The organism is Cellulomonas sp. P4_B5_2, assembly GCF_056402235.1.
On sequence record NZ_JBFUHU010000101.1, the window covers coordinates 1 to 18261 of the forward strand.

At 72.9% G+C, this 18261-nt stretch carries 18 protein-coding genes, 1 pseudogene and 1 riboswitch; of the genes and pseudogenes, 13 read left to right on the forward strand and 6 right to left on the reverse strand.

The annotated features are described in order from the left end of the window. Window positions 1–37 precede the first annotated feature (37 nt). Window positions 38–1336, reverse strand: coding sequence for an ABC transporter substrate-binding protein (locus tag AC1DUQ_RS09160; protein WP_477061479.1), 1299 nt, complete (start codon window positions 1334–1336; stop codon window positions 38–40). A gap of 391 nt (window positions 1337–1727) precedes the next feature. Here AC1DUQ_RS09160 and AC1DUQ_RS09165 point away from each other — a divergent pair, with 391 nt between their 5' ends. The 4 genes from AC1DUQ_RS09165 to AC1DUQ_RS09180 are packed head-to-tail and all read left to right on the forward strand — an operon-like array spanning window position 1728 to window position 5894. Further along, window positions 1728–2912, forward strand: coding sequence for an ROK family transcriptional regulator (locus tag AC1DUQ_RS09165; protein ID WP_477061480.1), 1185 nt, complete (start codon window positions 1728–1730; stop codon window positions 2910–2912). Further along, window positions 2909–3985: a substrate-binding domain-containing protein gene (locus tag AC1DUQ_RS09170; RefSeq protein ID WP_477061481.1), complete on the forward strand. Its 1077-nt coding sequence runs from the start codon at window positions 2909–2911 to the stop codon at window positions 3983–3985. Before AC1DUQ_RS09165 ends, AC1DUQ_RS09170 begins: the two co-directional genes overlap by 4 nt. Beyond that, window positions 3982–4713 carry an ATP-binding cassette domain-containing protein gene (locus tag AC1DUQ_RS09175; RefSeq protein ID WP_477061482.1) on the forward strand — a complete coding sequence of 244 codons (732 nt, stop codon included), beginning with the start codon at window positions 3982–3984 and terminating at the stop codon, window positions 4711–4713. The genes AC1DUQ_RS09170 and AC1DUQ_RS09175 overlap by 4 nt, the downstream gene beginning before the upstream one ends. After that, on the forward strand, window positions 4710–5894 hold the full coding sequence (locus AC1DUQ_RS09180) for a sugar ABC transporter permease (protein ID WP_477061483.1): 1185 nt from the start codon (window positions 4710–4712) through the stop codon (window positions 5892–5894). The genes AC1DUQ_RS09175 and AC1DUQ_RS09180 overlap by 4 nt, the downstream gene beginning before the upstream one ends. Window positions 5895–5935: 41 nt before the next feature. Here AC1DUQ_RS09180 and AC1DUQ_RS09185 read toward each other — a convergent pair whose 3' ends face one another. Both AC1DUQ_RS09185 and purU read right to left on the reverse strand, forming a co-directional pair. Further along, entirely contained in the window at window positions 5936–7285 is a 1350-nt protein-coding gene (locus AC1DUQ_RS09185; protein ID WP_477061484.1) for an extracellular catalytic domain type 1 short-chain-length polyhydroxyalkanoate depolymerase, read from the reverse strand. Between the two features lie 49 nt (window positions 7286–7334). Continuing rightward, complete coding sequence (gene purU, locus AC1DUQ_RS09190; protein WP_477061485.1) at window positions 7335–8198, reverse strand: formyltetrahydrofolate deformylase; 864 nt, start codon at window positions 8196–8198, stop codon at window positions 7335–7337. 48 nt (window positions 8199–8246) lie between these two features. Between purU and AC1DUQ_RS09195 the strand changes: the two genes are divergently transcribed. From AC1DUQ_RS09195 to AC1DUQ_RS09230, 8 genes and pseudogenes are all read left to right on the forward strand, one after another. After that, entirely contained in the window at window positions 8247–8741 is a 495-nt protein-coding gene (locus AC1DUQ_RS09195) for a GNAT family N-acetyltransferase (RefSeq protein WP_477073687.1), read from the forward strand. Between the two features lie 12 nt (window positions 8742–8753). Continuing rightward, a riboswitch (ZMP/ZTP riboswitch) is annotated at window positions 8754–8842 on the forward strand. Between the two features lie 61 nt (window positions 8843–8903). Beyond that, the gene (gene glyA, locus AC1DUQ_RS09200) at window positions 8904–10184 is read left to right on the forward strand and encodes a serine hydroxymethyltransferase (RefSeq protein ID WP_477061487.1); all 1281 of its coding nucleotides are present in this window, start codon (window positions 8904–8906) and stop codon (window positions 10182–10184) included. Further along, window positions 10184–10944: pseudogene (locus tag AC1DUQ_RS09205) on the forward strand (tetrahydrofolate dehydrogenase/cyclohydrolase catalytic domain-containing protein). Before glyA ends, AC1DUQ_RS09205 begins: the two are co-directional and overlap by 1 nt. A 69-nt stretch (window positions 10945–11013) precedes the next feature. Next, a complete protein-coding gene (locus tag AC1DUQ_RS09210; RefSeq protein WP_477061489.1) occupies window positions 11014–11493 on the forward strand; it encodes a VOC family protein in 480 nt (159 codons plus the stop codon). A gap of 46 nt (window positions 11494–11539) precedes the next feature. Next, window positions 11540–12352 carry an exodeoxyribonuclease III gene (locus AC1DUQ_RS09215; RefSeq protein ID WP_477061490.1) on the forward strand — a complete coding sequence of 271 codons (813 nt, stop codon included), beginning with the start codon at window positions 11540–11542 and terminating at the stop codon, window positions 12350–12352. A gap of 75 nt (window positions 12353–12427) precedes the next feature. Continuing rightward, window positions 12428–13552: a sensor histidine kinase gene (locus AC1DUQ_RS09220; RefSeq protein WP_477061491.1), complete on the forward strand. Its 1125-nt coding sequence runs from the start codon at window positions 12428–12430 to the stop codon at window positions 13550–13552. Beyond that, the gene (locus AC1DUQ_RS09225; protein ID WP_477073688.1) at window positions 13549–14214 is read left to right on the forward strand and encodes a response regulator; all 666 of its coding nucleotides are present in this window, start codon (window positions 13549–13551) and stop codon (window positions 14212–14214) included. The genes AC1DUQ_RS09220 and AC1DUQ_RS09225 overlap by 4 nt, the downstream gene beginning before the upstream one ends. A 110-nt stretch (window positions 14215–14324) precedes the next feature. Beyond that, window positions 14325–14606: an SHOCT domain-containing protein gene (locus AC1DUQ_RS09230; RefSeq protein ID WP_477061492.1), complete on the forward strand. Its 282-nt coding sequence runs from the start codon at window positions 14325–14327 to the stop codon at window positions 14604–14606. Between the two features lie 2 nt (window positions 14607–14608). Here AC1DUQ_RS09230 and AC1DUQ_RS09235 read toward each other — a convergent pair whose 3' ends face one another. Continuing rightward, window positions 14609–15913, reverse strand: coding sequence for an MFS transporter (locus tag AC1DUQ_RS09235; protein WP_477073689.1), 1305 nt, complete (start codon window positions 15911–15913; stop codon window positions 14609–14611). Between the two features lie 58 nt (window positions 15914–15971). On the opposite strand from AC1DUQ_RS09235, the gene AC1DUQ_RS09240 reads away from it, so the two are divergent. Beyond that, complete coding sequence (locus tag AC1DUQ_RS09240; RefSeq protein WP_477061494.1) at window positions 15972–16547, forward strand: ArsR/SmtB family transcription factor; 576 nt, start codon at window positions 15972–15974, stop codon at window positions 16545–16547. Here AC1DUQ_RS09240 and AC1DUQ_RS09245 read toward each other — a convergent pair. Beyond that, window positions 16487–17734 carry an ABC transporter permease gene (locus tag AC1DUQ_RS09245; RefSeq protein ID WP_477061495.1) on the reverse strand — a complete coding sequence of 416 codons (1248 nt, stop codon included), beginning with the start codon at window positions 17732–17734 and terminating at the stop codon, window positions 16487–16489. The two genes, AC1DUQ_RS09240 and AC1DUQ_RS09245, sit on opposite strands and share 61 nt — an antisense overlap. After that, on the reverse strand, window positions 17731–18261 hold a 531-nt coding region (locus AC1DUQ_RS09250), incomplete at its 5' end, for an ABC transporter ATP-binding protein (RefSeq protein ID WP_477073690.1). The genes AC1DUQ_RS09250 and AC1DUQ_RS09245, both read right to left, overlap by 4 nt.

Consider the following 18261-nt stretch of genomic DNA (forward strand, 5'->3'; position numbering starts at 1 on the left):
GGGCCGGGGACGGGACCATGTCATGCGGTGAGCCGGATCAGCCGGCGTTCGCCTCGGCGGCCGCGACCAGGTCGGCCTGGAAGCCGGCGAGGTCGCCACCACCGGTGGTGAACTTGCTGGTGGCGTCCGAGATCGCGTTGGCCCAGGCGGCCGGGGCCGCTGCGCCGTGCGCCAGCGAGGAGACGATGGTGTCCTGACCGAAGGACGTCATCGCGGACTGCTGGTACTCCGAGAAGTCCTCGGGCTTGGCGTCGTTGCGGGCCGGGATGGAGCCCTTCGCCTTGTTGAACGCGACCTGGCCGTCGAGCGACCCGATCGTCTTGAGCCACGCCTTGGCGCCGGCCGGGTGCGGGGCCCCGACGGGAAGCGTGAACGAGTCGGCGAGGAAGTCGAAGACGCCGTCGGTGCCGGGGACCGGCATGTAGACGTAGTCGGCGGGAGCCTTCTTGCCGGCCTCCTCGAACGCGGCCACGGCCCAGTCGCCCATGACGTTGAACGCGGCGTTGCCGTCGATGACCTGCTGCGTCGCGTCGGGCCAGTCGAGACCGTCGCGGTCCTCGTTCGTGTAGCTCATGAGCTTCTCGAAGTCGGTGAGCGCGTCGGTGACCTCGGGGCTGGCCCAGTCGGTCGACCCGTCCCAGAGACCGTTGTAGCCGTCGGCGCCCAGGCTGGACAGGAGGATGGTCTCGAACAGGTTGACCTGGGTCCACGTGGTCGCCACCGAGAGCGGCGTGCGACCCGTCTTCTCCTTGACGGCGTCGAGCGCGACGAACCAGTCGTCGAGCGAGGCGTACGTCGCGGCCGGGTCGAGGCCCGAGTCCGTGAGGAGCTGGGTGTTGGCCCAGACGACGTTGGCACGGTGGATGTTCGACGGGATCGAGTAGATCTTGCCGTCGACGGTCAGGCGGTCGACCAGGTCGGCCGGGAACGCGTCGCGCAGGCCGAACTCGTCGTACAGGGCCGAGACGTCCTCGACCTGGCCGGCGTTGATGTAGTCGGTCAGCTCCGCGCCCGCGTGGGCCTGGAACGTGTCCGGCGGGTCGTTGGCCTGCAGGCGCGTCTGGAGCAGGTCCTTGGCTGCGGAGCCGGCGCCACCGGCGACCGCGCCGTTGACGAACGTGACGTCGGGGTTCTGGGTCTCGAACACGCCGACGAGGGCGTCGAGGCCGAGCTTCTCGGACCCGCTGGCCCACCAGGTGAAGACCTCGACCTCGTCGCCGCTGCCGGTTCCGCCGGTCTCGTCATCGCTGCCGCTGCCGGTGCTGCACGCGGCCAGCGCGAGGCTGGCGACGGCGAGACCTGCGGCCATGGCGGTGAACTTGCGTGCTGTACGCATGTGACTCCTACGCCTTCTTTGCCGTGGGTATGGGGTGCTGCTGGCCGGGGGTGGGGTTCCCGCGGCCCGGGGTGCTCGCCCGGCGGAGCGGGAGCGTCTGCCGGACGATCGGTCGGAGGCCCAACGTCGCGCCTCGCCCGATCCGGGTCACATCACATAGCCGGGGCCACATTGAAGTCAAGAAGTGAACACATGAGTGGCCAAATCGTGATCTCGTCTTCACCCGCTGGAGACGCGGGCCTGCCCGGGTGGCGGCAGACCTCCTGGTCTGGGGCATTTCTCCGCCGTCGTCGCAGGTCGGCGTGCGTGAGCGAGCACTCCCGTCGGTCGGCCGCACGCGCGTCGAGGAGGTTCACCCAGGTGCGCGCCTGCCGCTGTGTATCCTGCGCCGGTGGGCAATGACCGGGTCACCCCGGGCTCGCAGACTTCACTGCGTGAAGCCAACCGGGCGCGGATCGTCAGCGCCGTCCAGCAGCGTGGCTCCCTCACGCAGGTCGAGCTGGCCGGCGTCACAGGCCTGTCCCCAGCCACCGTGTCCAACATCGTCAAAGAGCTGACGTCCGCCGGTGTGCTGCACACGGCGCCGACGTCCCGCAGCGGACGCCGGGCCCAGCAGGTGACCCTCGCCCGCAACCTCGGCCTCGTCGCCGGCATGCACTTCGGGACCCGGTCCCTGCGCGTGGCCCTGTCGGACGTCGCCCACCGGATCGTCGCCGAGCAGCGCATGCCGCTGCCCCCCGACCACCGCGCCGACCAGGGCCTCGAGCGCGCGGCCCTCCTGCTCACCGAGATGGTCGACTCGGTCGACGCGACCCTGCCCGAGGTCCTGGCCGTCGGCGTCGGCGTGCCCGCTCCGGTCGACGTGCGCACCGGCCAGCTCTCCTCGCTGGGCATGCTGCGCGGCTGGGACGGCGCACGGGTGCCGCAGATGCTCGGCGAGCGGCTCGGCCTGCCCGTGTACGTCGACAACGACGCCAACCTCGGTGCGCTGGCGGAGGTCCGCCTCGGCGCGGCCCGCGGCAAGCAGCACGTCGTCTACATCCGCGCCTCCCACGGGGTCGGCGGGGGGCTCGTGCTCGGCGGCGAGGTGTTCCACGGCCGGGTCGGCGCCGCCGGCGAGATCGGGCACACGACGATCGACGACCAGGGCCCCGTGTGCCGCTGCGGCAACCGCGGCTGCCTGGAGATGTACGTCGGCGCCCCGGTCCTGCTCGAGATGCTGCGGCCCAGCCACGGCAACCTCACGCTGCGCGACGTGATCGCCCGCGCCGAGGCCGGCGACACCGGGTGCCGGCGCGTCATCGCAGATGCAGGGCACCACCTCGGCGTCGCCGCCGCCAGCGTGTGCAACCTGTTCGACCCCGAGCTCCTGGTGGTCGGCGGGGAGCTGGCGGACGCGGGGGAGCTGCTGCTCGAGCCTCTGCGCATCGCGCTCGCGCAGCGCACGATCCCGAGCACGGCCGGTCCGGTCCCGGTGGTGGGCGCGGAGCTCGGCGCCGCCGCCGAGGTGCGCGGGGCGCTCGCCGTGGCGCTCGACACGGTCACGATCGCCGGCGCCGGGGCGGTGGTCGTATGACCCGCTCGCTGACGGCGGCCCTCGCCGTGGCGCTCGTCCTCGCGGGGTGTGCGGCCGCCCCGACGGACGCGGCCCCCTCCGACCAGGTGATCGCCTTGCTGCTCCCGGAGTCGAAGACCGCGCGGTATGAGGCGGTGGACCGCCCCGAGTTCGAGAAGGTCGTCCACGACCGGTGCCCCGAGTGCACCGTCGTCTACGCCAACGCCGACCAGGACGCCGCCACGCAGCAGCAGCAGGCCGAGTCCGCGCTGACGCAGGGCGCCGGGGTGCTCGTGCTCGACGCCGTCGACGCCGCGGCGGCCGTGAGCATCGTCGGGCAGGCGCACCGCCGGGGGGTGCCGGTCATCGCGTACGACCGGTTCATCTCCGACGCCGACCTCGACTACTACGTCTCGTTCGACAGCCGTCGCATCGGCCGGTACCAGGGTGAGGCGCTCGTGCGCGAGCTGGCGGCCGGCCGGACCGGGCCCGACGATCCGCCCCAGGGCGTCCTCATGGTCAACGGTGCGGCGACCGACCCGAACTCGGCGGCGCTCGAGGCCGGCGTCGCCGACGCGTTCGCCGACGCGCCCATCGAGATCCTGGCCTCGTACGACACCCCCGACTGGAGCCCGGACAAGGCGCAGGAGTGGGTGACGGGGCAGCTCACGCAGTACGCGGGCCGGGTCGACGCCGTCTACGCCGCCAACGACGGGACCGCCGGCGGGGCGATCTCGGCCATGAAGGCCGCCGGGCTGGACCCCGTCCCCCCGGTGACCGGGCAGGACGCGGAGCTGGCGGCGATCCAGCGGATCGTCACCGGCGACCAGTCGATGACCGTCTACAAGGCGATCGGCGGACAGGCGCGCACCGCCGCGGAGCTGGCCGTCCGCGTGCTGCGCGGCGAGGTGCCGGTCACCACCGCCCGCGTCGCCGGTGTGCCCTCCTTGCTGCTCAGCCCCGTGCCCGTGACCCTGGACAATCTGCACCGCGTCATCGTCGACGGCGGCGTCTACACCACCGAGGAGATCTGTGTGGATCCCTACACCGACGCCTGCGCGGCCGCAGGCCTGCTCGACGGAGGGGCGCCGTGAGCGAGCCGATCCTCGCCCTGCGCGCCGTGTCCAAGAGCTACGGGGCGGCGCGCGCCCTCGTCGACGTCGACCTGCAGGTGCACGCCCACGAGGTCGTCGCCGTCATCGGGGACAACGGCGCGGGCAAGTCGACGCTCGTCGGCGCCCTCACCGGAGCGCTCGTCCCGGACACCGGCGACGTCCTGGTCGACGGCCACCCCGTGACGCTCTCGGACCCGTCGGTCGCGCGCGGGCTCGGCGTGGCGGCGGTGTTCCAGGACCTGGCCCTGTGCGCCAACCTCGACGTCGTCGAGAACCTCTACCTCGGGCACGAGGCCGAGCGAGGGCTCCTGCTCGACGAGGTCACCATGGAGAAGCACGCGTGGGAGCTGCTGAACCAGCTCGCCGCGCGCGTGCCGTCGGTGCGGGTACCCGTCGCCGCCCTGTCCGGCGGTCAGCGGCAGGCCGTCGCCATCGCCCGGTCGCTCCTGGGGGAGCCGCGGGTGATCGTCCTCGACGAGCCCACCGCCGCGCTCGGGCTGCGCCAGACGGCGGAGTTCCTCACGCTCGTCGAGCGGCTGCGCGAGCGCGGGCTCGGCGTGGTCCTGACCAGCCACTCCCTGGCCGACGTGCAGGCCGTGGCGGACCGGATCGTCGTGCTCCGGCTCGGTCGCGTCAACGGCGTGTTCGACGCCGCGCGGACCAGCTACGAAGAGCTGCTGGCGGCCGTGACCGGGATCGCCCGATGAGCGCCGTGGTCGCCGACTCGGGCCTCGTCGCGACGACCTGGCGGCGACTGCGCACCGGCGACCTGGGCGTGCTGCCCGTCGCCGTGGTGCTCGTGCTGATCGGGGTCGTGTTCCAGCTGCTCAACCCGCACTTCCTGTCCAGCGACAACCTGGTCAACCTCACGCAGCAGTCGGCCGCCACGGGCGTGATCGCGCTGGGGGTGGTGCTCACCCTGCACGTGGGGCAGATCGACCTGTCGGTCGGCGCAGTCTCCGGGCTGGCCGCCGCCGTCGTGGCCGTGGGCTCGGTGCAGCTGGGCTGGCCGCTGTGGCTCTCGGTCCTCGCCGCGCTCGCGGTCGGGGTGCTCGTCGGGTCCATCTACGCGTCCTTGCACACGCGGCTGGCGGTGCCGAGCTTCGTGTTCACGCTGGCCGGGCTGCTGGTGGTCACGGGGCTGCAGATGCGCGTGCTCGGGCCCACAGGGTCGGTCAACCTGCCGTTCGAGTGGTGGCTGGTGCGGTTCTGCCAGACCGCGTTCCTGGCGCCCGCGACGTCRTGGGCGATCGTCGCGCTCGTCGTCGTCGCGTACGCCGCCGGACGTGCCATGGACCGCGTACGTCGGCTCCGGGTGGAGCTGCCGGTCGCGCCCCTGTGGCAGGTCGTGGCCCGGGTGGTCGCGCTGGCGGCGGTGCTGTCCGTCGTCGTGGCCTACCTCGGCACCAACCGTGGCGTGGGCGCGGTCTTCGCGCTCTTCGTCGGGCTCGTCGCGCTCACCGACCTGCTGCTGCGCCGGACGCGCTGGGGCCGGTTCGTGCGCGCGGTCGGCGGCGACGCCGAGGCCGCCCGCAAGGCCGGTGTTCCCGTGCGACGCGTGTTCATTTCCGCGTTCGTGGCGTGCTCGACGCTCGCCGCGCTCGGTGGGGTGCTCGCGGTCGGTCGCCTCGCGGCGGCGAACCAGGGCAGCGGCGCCGGGGACACCAACCTCACCGCGATCGCGGCAGCCGTCATCGGCGGGACCAGCCTGTTCGGCGGGCGCGGGTCGGCGTGGTCGGCGCTCGTGGGCATCCTCGTCGTGCAGTCGATCTCCACGGGGCTCACCCTGCTGAACCTGGACCAGTCGGCGCGCCTGGTGGTGACCGGCCTGGTGCTGGCCGTCGCGGTCACGATCGACGCGCTACAGCGCCGCGCCCGCGAGTCCTGAGGCCCAACCGGCGCCGGCCGCGGCCCGCCGGCGGGGAGCCGTCAGGTGCGCGTGCAGGCGGTCCCGTTGAGGGCGAAGCTCGTCGGGGGCGTGTTGGTGCCCGTGTAGGCGCCGTTGAGGCCGAACTGGGTGGAGCCGCCCGCGGGGACGGAGCCGTTCCAGGCGGCGTTCTTCGCGGTCACCACCGACCCGGACTGCGTGGTGACCGAGCTCCACGCCTGCGTGACGGTCTGGCCGGACGGGTAGGTCCAGGTCAGCGTCCACCCGTTCAGCGCGACCGCCGACCTGACCGTGATGTTCGCCGTGAAGCCGGTGTTCCACTGGTTCATGGAGTAGGTGACGGTGCAGGCACCTGAGGGCGTGGGTGCGGGCGTCGTGGGTGCCGGCGTCGTCGGGACGGGTGTGGTCGGGGCCGGCGTGGTGGGCGACGGGGTGCTCGTCGTGTCCAGGCCGAAGAAGTGGATCGCGGCGGCCGCGTCCACCGGCAGGTTGTGGCCGACGCCCTGCAGGCTGATCGCCTCGACGGGTGCCCGGTCGCCGGTCGCGCCGTAGCGGGTACGGGTCTGGCCGCTCGCGGGGGAGTCGGTCGACGCCGGCGTCGCGCTGACGCCCAGTACGTTGGTCCACTGCTTGATCGCCTCGCCGAAGTTCACGTAGCTCAGGGTCGTGTCCTCGGACCCGTGCCATAGCTGCACGCGCGGCCGTGCTCCCGTGTAGCCGGGGTAGGCCGCGCGGGCGAGGTCGCCCCACTGCGCTCCGGTCAGCACTCGGCGACCGCCCGAGCAGTCGCTGTTCCAGGGGGCCTGCGACGTGGTGCCGGGCGGCGGCGACGTCGTTGCGAAGCACGTGGCCGGCACGCCCGAGAACGCGGACCCGGCAGCGAACACGTCGGGGTAGGTGGCCAGCAGCACCTCGGTCATCATCGCGCCGGACGAGACGCCCGTGACAAACACGCGGCTGGTATCGGTCGTGTACTGCTGCTGCACGTGCCGGACCATCGACACGATGCTCGTCGGGTCGCTGGCGCCGCCGTGCGTCAGGGCCCCCGACGAGCTGACGTCGAAGCAGCTGCCGCTCCGGTTGGCCTGCGGGTAGACGACGATGTAGCCGTACCGGGTGGCCAGCTCGTCGAACTGCCCCCCGTCGTAGATTGCCTGGGCGGACCCGGTGCACCAGTGCACGACCACGAGCACCGCGGGCTTGGCCGGCAGCGAGTCCGGCACGAACAGGCTCATGCCGAGCTGGCCGGGGTTGCTGCCGAAGCTCGGGACGCTGACCAGCGACGCGGCCTGCGCGGCCGGTGCGGTGGTCAGCGCGGCGGCCGCGAGACCGAGCACGCCGAGGGCGAGGGTGGTGGCGGCCGCGACGGTGCGGCGCAGGGACGGCTTCATCCCCGGAGCGTGCCCGACCGCCGTCCCCCGAGGTCAGGGCACGAAGCGTTTAGCGAAAGACGATGGTCCGGTGCCCGTCGAGGAGCACCCGGTGCTCCGCGTGCCATCGGACGGCACGGGCCAGGGCGCGGCGCTCGACGTCCTGCCCCAGGGCGACCAGGTCCTCGACGTGGCGGCTGTGGTCGACGCGCTCGACGTCCTGCTCGATGATCGGGCCCTCGTCGAGGTCCCCGGTGACGTAGTGCGCGGTGGCGCCGATGAGCTTGACGCCCCGGTCGTGGGCCTGCGCGTACGGGCGGGCGCCCTTGAACGACGGCAGGAACGAGTGGTGGATGTTGATCACGCGGCCCTGCAGGGCCCGGCACAGGTCGTCGGACAGGATCTGCATGTAGCGCGCCAGCACGACCAGCTCGACGTCGAGCTCGCGGACCAGCTCGAGCAGGCGCGCCTCGGCCTGCGCCTTGGTCGCCGCGGTGACGGGCACGTGGTGGAACGGGATGCCGTAGAAGTCGGCCAGCGGCTCCAGGACCGTGTGGTTGGACACCACCGCGACGAGCTCGATCGGCAGGTTCTCCGAGCGCTGGCGGAACGCGAGGTCGTTCAGGCAGTGCGCGGCGGTCGAGCCCATGACGAGCGTGCGGACCGGCCGGCCCACCACGTCGAGCGACCAGTCCATGGCGAACTGCCGCGCGACCGGCGCGAACGCGGCCTCGAGCTCGTCGCGCGGCGTCGACGCGGTGACCTGCACCCGCATGAAGAACAGCCCGGACAGCGGGTCCCCGAACTGCTGGGACTCGGTGATGTTCCCCCCGTGCTCAGCCAGCAGCCCGGCGACCGCGTGGACGATCCCGGGGCGGTCGGGGCAGGAGAGGGTAAGAACCCAGTGCGTGGCTTCAGAGGAGACGGGGGACACGGTGTCCGAGAGTAGTGGTCGTGCGGATCGGCTGACACGATGGGCCGCATGACGCAGCCCGACCTCGAGATCCGTTCGGTGACCGTCGACGACGCCGGTGAGCTGCTCACGCTGCGTCGCGCGGCGTTCGTCACGGAGGCCCAGCAGTACGGAGACCCGCACATCCCCCCGCTCACGCAGACGCTCGAGGAGCTCGAGGCGGACCTGCAGCGCGACGGCGTCATCACGCTCGGCGGCTGGTACGGGCACCGGCTGGTCGGCTCGATCCGGATGCTCATCGAGGGCACCAAGGCCACGCTCGGCCGGTTCGCCGTGGCTCCCGACCTGCAGGGTCAGGGGTTCGGCACCCAGATGCTCATGGCGATCCTGCCGCACCTGCCCGAGGGCATCGAGGAGGTCTGGGTGTTCACCGGCCGCGACTCGGTGCAGAACCTCGCGCTCTACGCCAAGCACGGGTACGAGCACCAGCACGASCAGACGGCCGGCGACCTGACGTACGCGTACCTGCGCAAGATCCTCGGTGATGGGTCCGACGAGGCCTGAGCCTTGGTAGCCTCTACCCGTCGCGACTGGCGCAGCGGGTGGGTCACCACCGGGGAGCGACGCAGCAGCAGACCAACGGGTCGGACGCCTGGGCCCCCGGTCACCACACACGAGTGTGCGGGTGCCGGACGCGCGCGTACACGCTGACTGCGAAGGAGTGCCATGAGCATCCCCCTGATGGACCAGAACATCTCCCAGCTGGACCCCGAGATCGCCGCCGTCCTCGACGGTGAGCTCGCCCGCCAGCAGGGCACGCTCGAGATGATCGCGAGCGAGAACTTCGTGCCGCGGGCCGTCCTGCAGGCGCAGGGCTCCGTGCTCACCAACAAGTACGCCGAGGGCTACCCCGGCCGCCGCTACTACGGCGGCTGCGAGCAGGTCGACATCGCGGAGAACATCGCGATCGCCCGCGCCAAGGCCCTGTTCGGTGCCGAGCACGCCAACGTCCAGCCCCACTCGGGCGCCACGGCCAACGCGGCTGTGCTGCACGCTCTGATCAACGCGGGCGACAAGATCCTCGGCCTCGAGCTGGCCCACGGCGGCCACCTCACGCACGGCATGAAGATCAACTTCTCCGGCAAGCTCTACGAGGTCGGCGCGTACGGCGTGGACCCGCAGACGTTCCTGGTGGACATGGACGTCGTGCGCGAGAAGGCGCTCGAGCAGCGTCCCGACGTGATCATCGGCGGCTGGTCCGCGTACCCGCGCCAGCTCGACTTCGCGGCGTTCCGGTCGATCGCCGACGAGGTGGGCGCCAAGCTCTGGGTCGACATGGCGCACTTCGCCGGCCTGGTGGCCGCCGGCCTGCACCCGAACCCGGTGCCGCACTCCGACGTGGTGTCCTCCACGGTGCACAAGACGATCGGCGGCCCCCGCTCCGGCTTCATCCTGAGCCGTGAGGAGTACGCGAAGAAGATCGACTCGGCCGTGTTCCCCGGCCAGCAGGGTGGCCCCCTCATGCACGTGATCGCCGCCAAGGCCGTCGCGTTCAAGGTCGCGGCCACCGACGACTTCAAGGACCGCCAGCAGCGCACCATCGACGGCGCCCGGCTCATCGCCGAGCGCCTGTCCGCGCCGGACGTGGCGAAGGCCGGCGTCTCGGTGCTCACCGGCGGCACCGACGTGCACCTGGTGCTCGTCGACCTGCGGCACTCCGACCTCGACGGCCAGCAGGCGGAGGACCTCCTGCACTCCGCCGGCATCACCGTGAACCGCAACGCGGTGCCGTTCGACCCGCGCCCCCCGCGCGTCACCTCCGGCCTGCGCATCGGCACGCCGGCGCTGGCCACGCGCGGCTTCGGCGACGCCGAGTTCACGGAGGTCGCCGACATCATCGCGACCGCCCTGATCAACGGTGCCTCGACCGACCTCGACGCGCTCAAGGCCCGGGTGCTCAAGCTCACCGACGCGTTCCCGCTGTACTCCGACCTGCAGCAGTACTGATGACGGCGCAGCTCCTCGACGGGACCGCGACCGCGGCCCGGATCAAGGCTGAGCTGACCGAACGCGTCGCGGCGCTCGCGGCGCGGTCGGTCACGCCCGGGCTGGGCACGCTGCTCGTCGGCGACGACCCCGGCTCGCGCTGGTACGTGGCCGGCAAGCACAAGGACTGCGCCGAGGTCGGCATCGCCTCGATCCGGGAGGACCTGCCGGCCACGGCCACGCAGGACGAGATCGAGGCGGCGGTCCGGCGGCTGAACGAGGACCCGGAGTGCACCGGGTTCATCGTCCAGCTGCCGCTGCCGAAGGGCATCGACACCAACCGGGTGCTGGAGCTCGTCGACCCCGACAAGGACGCCGACGGCCTGCACCCGACCAACCTCGGTCGCCTGGTGCTCCGGGTCAACGAGCCGGTCACGTCCCCGCTGCCGTGCACGCCGCGCGGCATCATCGACCTGCTGCTCCGGCACGACATCGACCTGCGCGGTGCGGACGTCGTCATCGTCGGACGCGGGGTCACCGTCGGGCGCTCGATCGGGCTGCTGCGGCCGACATCATCAAGCCCGGCGCGGTCGTCATCGACGTCGGCGTCTCGCGGTCCACCGACCCGGAGACGGGCAAGAGCCGCGTCGTCGGCGACGTCGACCCCGGGGTGCGCGAGGTGGCCTCGTGGGTGTCACCGAACCCGGGCGGGGTCGGGCCGATGACGCGGGCGATGCTGCTGACCAACGTCGTGGAGACGGCGGAGCGACTCCTGGGCTGAGTTCTGCCCCGACCGGGGCCAGGCTGTCCTTGTGACGGCCGGCCCCGGTCGTCGGAGAGGAGCCCTGTCATGGGCATCGTCCGTCCGCACCTCTGGTTCGACGACCAAGCCGTGCCGGCCGCGCAGTTCTACGCGTCGGTGATCCCGCGCACGACGATCCACTCCGTCGTGACAGCACCGCCCGGCACGCCCGGCCTCGCCGAGGGTGCCGAGTTCATCGTGGAGCTGACGATCGACGGCATGCGCACGACGTTCCTCAACGGTGGCCCGCACTTCACGCTCGACGAGGCCTTCTCGTTCGTCCTGGACTGTCAGGACCAGGCTGAGGTCGACCACTACTGGGAGGTCCTGACCGCCGACGGCGGCCGACCGAGCCAGTGCGGCTGGCTCGTCGACAAGTTCGGCGTCTCGTGGCAGGTGGTCCCCGTCCAGCTCGACGACGTGATGTCGCGTCCCGACGCCGAGGGGGTCGCTCGCGCGATGGCGGTCATGCTCACCATGGGCAAGCTGGACATCGATGCCCTCGAAGCGGCTTACGCGGGCACGTGATCGAGACGCGGCCGGAGCTGTCCGTGGTCTGGGGTTGGATGGTCCGGTGCTGACCATCGCGAGCGTGAACGTCAACGGCATCCGGGCCGCCTACAAGCGGGGAATGGGTGCCTGGTTGGAGGCCCGCAACCCGGACGTGGTGCTCCTGCAGGAGGTCCGTGCGTCGGACGAGATCCTGGCGGACCACCTGCCGGCGGGGGAGTGGCACCTGGCGCACGAGGCCAGCGAGACCAAGGGCCGCGCGGGCGTCGCCATCGCGAGCAGGCTGCCGATGACGGCGGTCCGGATCGGCCTGAAGACGGGCGTGACGGGGGACTCCGGCCGCTGGGTCGAGGCGGACCTGGAGCTGCCCGCGCACGAGGGCGCACCCGCACGGAGCATCACGGTGGTGTCCACCTACCTGCACTCCGCCACCGCGGGGATGCCGTCGATGGACGAGAAGTACGCGTTCCTCGACCACGTCACCGGACGGCTGGCCGACATCGCGGAGCAGGGCGGCTACGCGGTCGTCGCGGGGGACGTGAACATCGCGCACCGCGAGGCCGACATCAGGAACTGGAAGGGCAACCTCAAGTCCGCGGGCTTCCTGCCGCGCGAGCGCGCCTACCTCGACCGGTGGTTCGACGACCTCGGCTGGCACGACCTCGGCCGCGAGCTCGGCGGTGAGGGGCCGGGACCGTTCACGTGGTGGTCCTGGCGCGGCAAGGCGTTCGACAACGACGCGGGCTGGCGCATCGACTACCAGCTGGCGACGCCGGACCTCGCTGACGCCGCAGTCCGCGCAACCGTGGACCGCGCAGCGACGTACGCGGAGCGGTTCTCCGACCACGCCCCTGTGGTGGTCGAGTACGACCTCTGACCGGTCCGCACGGAGCGGGCGCGGCGCTCCTTCCGGACCACGCGGCGGGCGTTCCCCGCTGGCTACGGTGGTCGGGTGACGAGCGCGCCGTGGACCGGACCGCCCTGGGGGCGCGTCCGGCCGGGCTGGGTCGTCGTCCCCGCGACCTTCCTCGCACTGGTCACGGTCCTCGGCTGCGCGGCCGCCAGCCGGCGGCATCCGCAGGCCAGGGCGTTCGACCTCCTCGCCGCGGTGCTCCTCCTGCTCGCTCCCGCCGGCCTCGTCGCGGTGGTGCAGCGCGGACCGGTCGCGGTGCTCGGCGCGGTGCTCGCGGTCGCCGGTCCGCTGACCTACCTGGCGCTCGGCTACGAGCCGGGACCGGTGCTCGTGCCGCTGGCCTTCGTGGTGGTGGCCCTGGGCGCGACGCGGCAGCGGTGGCTCTCCTGGGGCGCGGGCACCGCCGGTGCCGTCGGTGTCGCGGTGCTCGCGGCGACGACCCCGTCCCCGAGCCCGGTCTACGCCACTCTCGCGGTGACCGGGCTCCTCGTCGCGATGCTCGTGGGGGAGGGCGCGCGCGGCCGCGGGGAGCGGATGCAGGCGCTGCGGGCGGCGCAGCTGTCCCGGCAGGAGTCGGCGGTCGCGGCCGAGCGGTTGCGGATCGCCCGGGAGCTGCACGACGTGCTGGCGCACTCGTTGTCGGGGATCACCGTGCAGGCCGGGGTGGGCCTGCACCTGATGGAGCGGGAGCCGGAGGCCGCTCGGCGCGCGCTCGTCGAGATCCGGGAGGCCAGCCGGGACGCCCTCGACGAGGTCCGGGACGTGCTGGGCGTGCTGCGCGCGGACGGTGAGGCCCCGCGGGAGCCGGCGCGGACCAGGAGCCTCCAGGGTCTGGTGGACCGGGCGCGCGACGACGGCCTGCGCATCGAGGCGGACGGGCTCGACGCGCAGGTCGGCGACCAGGTCGGCACGGTGGTGCTCCGCACCCTCCAGGAGGCGCTCACCAACGTCCGTCGGCACGCTCCCGGTGCATCCGTGCAGGTCAGCCTGGCTGTGGGCGAGACGGTGGTGCTCGACGTCCGGGACGACGGACCCCCCGTCGGCACGCTGGTCGAGGGGTACGGGCTGCGCGGCATGCGCGAGCGGGCGGAGGCCCTCGGCGGCACGCTGACCGCTGCGTCCGGGCCGACCGGCTTCCACGTCCGGCTGGAGGTCCCGCGGTGATCCGGGTGCTGCTGGCCGACGACCAGGGGCTGGTCCGAGGTGGCTTCCGTGCCCTCATCGACGCCGAGCCGGACATGACCGTGGTCGGCGAGGCGGTCACGGGCGACGACGCGGTCCGGCTCGCGCTCGAGCTCCTGCCCGACGTCGTGCTCATGGACATCCGCATGCCGGGTACGGACGGTCTGACCGCGACGCGCCGCATCGTCGACGACCCGCGCGCCGCGCGGGTGCGGGTGGTCGTGGTGACCACGTTCGAGCTGGACGAGTACGTGGCCGAGGCGATCCGCGGGGGAGCGTCGGGCTTCCTGGTCAAGGACACCGAGCCGGCCGACCTCCTGCGGGCCGTGCGCGTGGTGGCGGCCGGTGATGCGCTCCTGTCGCCGACGGTCACGCGCCGGCTGCTGGCCACCGTCGCGCGGGCGACGCGGGAGGTCGCGGAGCCGGCCGCCCTCTCCAACCTCACCCCCCGCGAGCGCGAGGTGCTCGTGCTCGTCGCCGAAGGGCTGTCCAACGACCAGATCGGCGCGCGGCTCTTCCTGAGCCCGCTCACCGTCAAGACGCACGTGCTCCGGGCGGGCACGAAGCTCGGCGCCCGCGACCGTGCGCAGCTCGTGGTCGTGGCCTACGAGTCCGGGCTGGTGCGCCCCGGCTGGTCCGCCTGACTCCGCTCGGAGCGACCACGACGCTCCGGGGGGACGACGACGGGCGGTCGGTGCCCGAGCGACGGTGGTGGTGCGGTCGACGGTCGGCCGCCGCGTCCTCGGAGGTCGTCATGCTCACCACGCTCGTGTCCCACCCCGTCGGCTACGGCTGGGGGTGGGGACCCGGACCCTGGTTCCTGCTCGTCCCCCTGTTCTGGTTCGGCCTGATCGCCGTGCTCTTCGCCCTGGGTGGCCGCCGCCGCCGGCGCTACTGGGCGGGCTGGGACGGCCAGCGCGACGGGGGAGGCGCACGGACCGTGCTCGCCGAGCGCTACGCCCGCGGGGAGATCGACGAGACCGAGTACCGGGCACGCCTCGAGGTGCTGCTCGCCGCGGAGGGGCCCGCGCGCTGAGGTCAGGCCTCCGTCGCGTCTGCCTGCGGGTCGGCCGCGACGGGGGCGCCCGGCAGGTCGCGCATGCCCAGGAGCGGCGAGACCACGACGGGCACCGCGGCGAGCGCCATGATCCCGACCGACACCCAGAGCGTCGGGAGCACGCCCAGGTGCGTGCCGAGCCAGCCGCCGAGCAGGCCACCGATCGGCATCGAGCCCCACACGATGAACCGCACGGACGCGTTCATGCGACCGAGCAGCGGCGGCGGGCACACGCGCTGGCGGAAGCTCACCTGGGCCACGTTGTAGACGATGACGGCGAACCCGAACGCGGCGCCACCGGCGATGAGCAGCGGTGCGGCCGGGACCACCCCGGTGGACGCCAGGGGCATCAGTGCGGAGGCGGGTGCCATGACCAGCGCGGAGAGGGGGATGATCCGGCCCTCGCCGATCCACTGCGCGAGCCGGCCCGCGACCACGGCTCCGAGCAGCCCGCCGATCGCGCCGGCGGAGACGATCGCGCCCCAYGTGGCGGTGCCCAGGTCGAGCGTGCGCAGCACGTAGATCACGGTGACCGCACCGGCGAGCGACCCCGCGAAGTTGCCCAGCGAGGTGCATGCGACGATCCGGCGCAGGTACGGCTCGTGCAGGACGAACCGCAGTCCCTCGGCGATCTCGACCTTCAGCGGCCGGCGCGTGCTGGGGTGCGGGGGCGTCTCGACGTGCCGGATGCGGCCGACGGCGAACGCCGAGACCAGGTACGTGACCACGGTGACCGCGATGAGTGCGGGCGCGGTGATCACCCGGAGCAGCAGACCGCCGAGCGCGGGGGCGGCCACCTGCGCGACCGAGGCCGTGGCCTGCAGCTTCGAGTTGCCCTCGACCAGGTGCTCGAGGCCGACCAGTCCTGGGATGTAGCTCTGGTGCGACACGTCGAAGAACACCGTGGCGGCGCTGATGACCAGGGCGGCGACGACGAGCAACGGGATCGACGCGTGCCCGGTGGCTGCGGTCACCACGACCGCGGCGAGCACGGTGGCGCGCACGAGGTCCGCCACGATGAGCACCCGGCGCTTGCGCATCCGGTCCACCCAGGCGCCCGCGGGCAGCCCGATCACCAGGAACGCGGCGTACTCGGCGGCGGTGAGGACGCCCATCTCCCACTCGGTCGCGGCCAGCTGCTGGACCGCGAAGATCGGCAGCGCCAGGGCGGTCAGCTGCGCCCCCAGCTGGCCGAGGGCGTCGCCCGTCCAGAGTCGGCGGAAGTCCGGGTGGTGCACCAACGAGCGGGGGCGCTCGGGTGCGACAGTGGTGCGGTCGGTGCTCATGCGACCAGCATGGGACGACTGATTGGGAAATGTCAATCACTGTGGGAGGATGGTCTGCGTGACGGAACCCGCACCCGCTGACGACGCCTCGACGGCCGACGCGGACGCCGATGCCCGGGCTCTGGCGAGCACGCTGCGCATCCGGATCCTGCGGCTGTGCCTCGACGAGCCCCTCACCAACCGGGAGATCGCACAGCGGCTCGGCCGCAACCCGGCGACCGTCCTGCACCACGTCCGCACGCTCGTCGACCGGGGGTTCCTCGTCGCCGAGCCGGTGCGCCGGGGGGCGCGCGGCTCACGCGAGGTGCCGTACCTCGCCACCCGGAAGTCGTGGCGCACTCCGGGCGGTCCGGGCATGAGCCGGATCCTCATCGACACGTTCCTCGAGGAGGTCGCGCTCGTGGACCCGCAGGAGGTCCTCGTGACCCGCCTCGGCCTGCGGCTCGACGACGACGGCCTGCAGGAGCTGCTGTCGCGCGTGCAGGCGATCTTCGAGGAGTTCGCCGCGCGACCGACCGAGCAGACGCAGACTCCCTACTCCGTGTTCTGGTCGCTGCACGAGGACGTGACGCGTCAGACGCCCCCGCGCAGCGCGGCGATGGGTTCGATCGATGCGGCCTTGAGCGACGGGTAGAGCCCGGCGAGGAGCCCGATGACGCCGCCCGCCAGGGCCGCGACGCCGACCATCCGCAGGTCGAGGATGGGGGTCCACTCCTGCGCGGCGCTGACCCCGACGACGACGGCCACCCCGAGGGCGGCCCCCAGCATCCCGCCCAGCAGCCCGACGACCACGGACTCGACCATGAACTGCGCGCCGATGTCCCGCCGGGTGGCCCCCAGCGCCCGCCGCAGACCGATCTCGCCGACACGCTCCAGCACGGACAGCAGGGTCACGTTCGCGATGCCCACGCCGCCGATGAGCAGCGCCACCCCGCCGAGCGCCAGGAAGATCGTGTTCACGTCCGCCTGCACGCTCTGCCGCACCTTCGAGGTGGCCGGCGGCGTCTGCACGTCGATGGTCTCGGGTGCGTTGGGGTCCAGCGCGGTCGCCAGCTGGCTGCCCACCACGGGCCCGGCGCCGACAGCGAGGTGCAGGTGGAGCTCGCCGGGCGCCGCCAGGGCGAAGTCCGCTCGCGCGGTCCCCTCCGGCATCAGCACGCCGCCCAGGACGTCGGAGCGCCGCACCACGTCGTCGATGATGCCGATGACCTGGTAGGCGCGGTCGCCGATGAAGATCGACGGCTGGCGGTCCACGCGGACCACGCCGAGCCGCCGGGCCGCGTCCACCCCGAGCACGACCACGCGATCGGCGCGGTCGTCGTGCCCGGCGTCGAAGTAGCGGCCCTGGACCACCCGGCCGCCGATGGCGTCGAGCGCCCCGGGTGAGGTGGCGATGACGTCGGGCGCGGCCGTGCGGGCGGCCGACGGGTCRTGCACCGGCACCGCGGTGATCTCCGCGTCGCCGACGTCCACGGTGGAGAAGGTCCCCGCCGCCTCGACGCCCGCGAGGCGCTCGGCGCGCTCCGACGCGTCCCACGGCAGTGTGCCGATCGCGCGCTCGGAGCCGTCCCAGCCGTTGTTGGTCTCCGGCTCGGCGACCGCCTGCGTCGCGGCGACCGCGTCGAACTGCTTGTTGATCTGCCCCGACGCGGTCTGCGCCAGCCCGACGGTCACCACCACGGACGCGATGCCCAGCACGGTGCCCAGGATGGTCAGCAACAGCCGACCCGGGCGCGCACCGATGCCGGCCGCGGCCTCGGCGAGCAGGTCCCGGAACCCGAACCGGTCGGTCCGCGCCACCCGCTGCGCCAGGGCGGTCACGGGATCTCGCGCAGGTAGCCGTCGGCGATGCGCACCCGGCGCTGCGCACGCGCGGAGACCTCGTCGTCGTGCGTGATCACCAGCAGGGTCAGCCCGCCCGAGTGCAGCTCGTCGAACAGGTCGAGCACGCTCGCCGAGCTCTCGGAGTCGAGGTTCCCCGTCGGCTCGTCGGCGAGCAGCACCCGCGGCTGCGCCACGACCGCGCGCGCGACGGCGGCCCGCTGCCGCTCGCCGCCCGACAGGACCGTGGGGACGAAGTCGACCCGGTGGCTGAGCCCGACCCGGTCGAGCGCGGCCACCGCGCGGTCGCGACGCTCGGACCGGGGCACCCCGCTGTAGAGCGTGGCGAGCAGGACGTTCTCGAGCACGGTCCGGTGCGGCATGAGGTGGAAGGCCTGGAACACGAACCCGATGTGACCGGCCCGCAGCGCAGCGCGCTCGCGCTCGCCGGCCCCGGCCGTGGGGATCCCGTCGAGCAGGTACTCGCCCTCGGTCGGCTTGTCCAGCAGGCCGAGCAGGTTCAGGAG

Excerpts from the sequence above, each read along its gene's own strand:
- AC1DUQ_RS09185 (WP_477061484.1), bottom strand. The coding sequence starts at position 7,285 with ATGAAGCCGTCCCTGCGCCGCACCGTCGCGGCCGCCACCACCCTCGCC.
- AC1DUQ_RS09160 (WP_477061479.1), bottom strand. The coding sequence starts at position 1,336 with ATGCGTACAGCACGCAAGTTCACCGCCATGGCCGCAGGTCTCGCCGTC.
- glyA (WP_477061487.1), top strand. The coding sequence starts at position 8,904 with ATGAGCATCCCCCTGATGGACCAGAACATCTCCCAGCTGGACCCCGAG.
- AC1DUQ_RS09170 (WP_477061481.1), top strand. The coding sequence starts at position 2,909 with ATGACCCGCTCGCTGACGGCGGCCCTCGCCGTGGCGCTCGTCCTCGCG.
- AC1DUQ_RS09230 (WP_477061492.1), top strand. The coding sequence starts at position 14,325 with ATGCTCACCACGCTCGTGTCCCACCCCGTCGGCTACGGCTGGGGGTGG.
- AC1DUQ_RS09210 (WP_477061489.1), top strand. The coding sequence starts at position 11,014 with ATGGGCATCGTCCGTCCGCACCTCTGGTTCGACGACCAAGCCGTGCCG.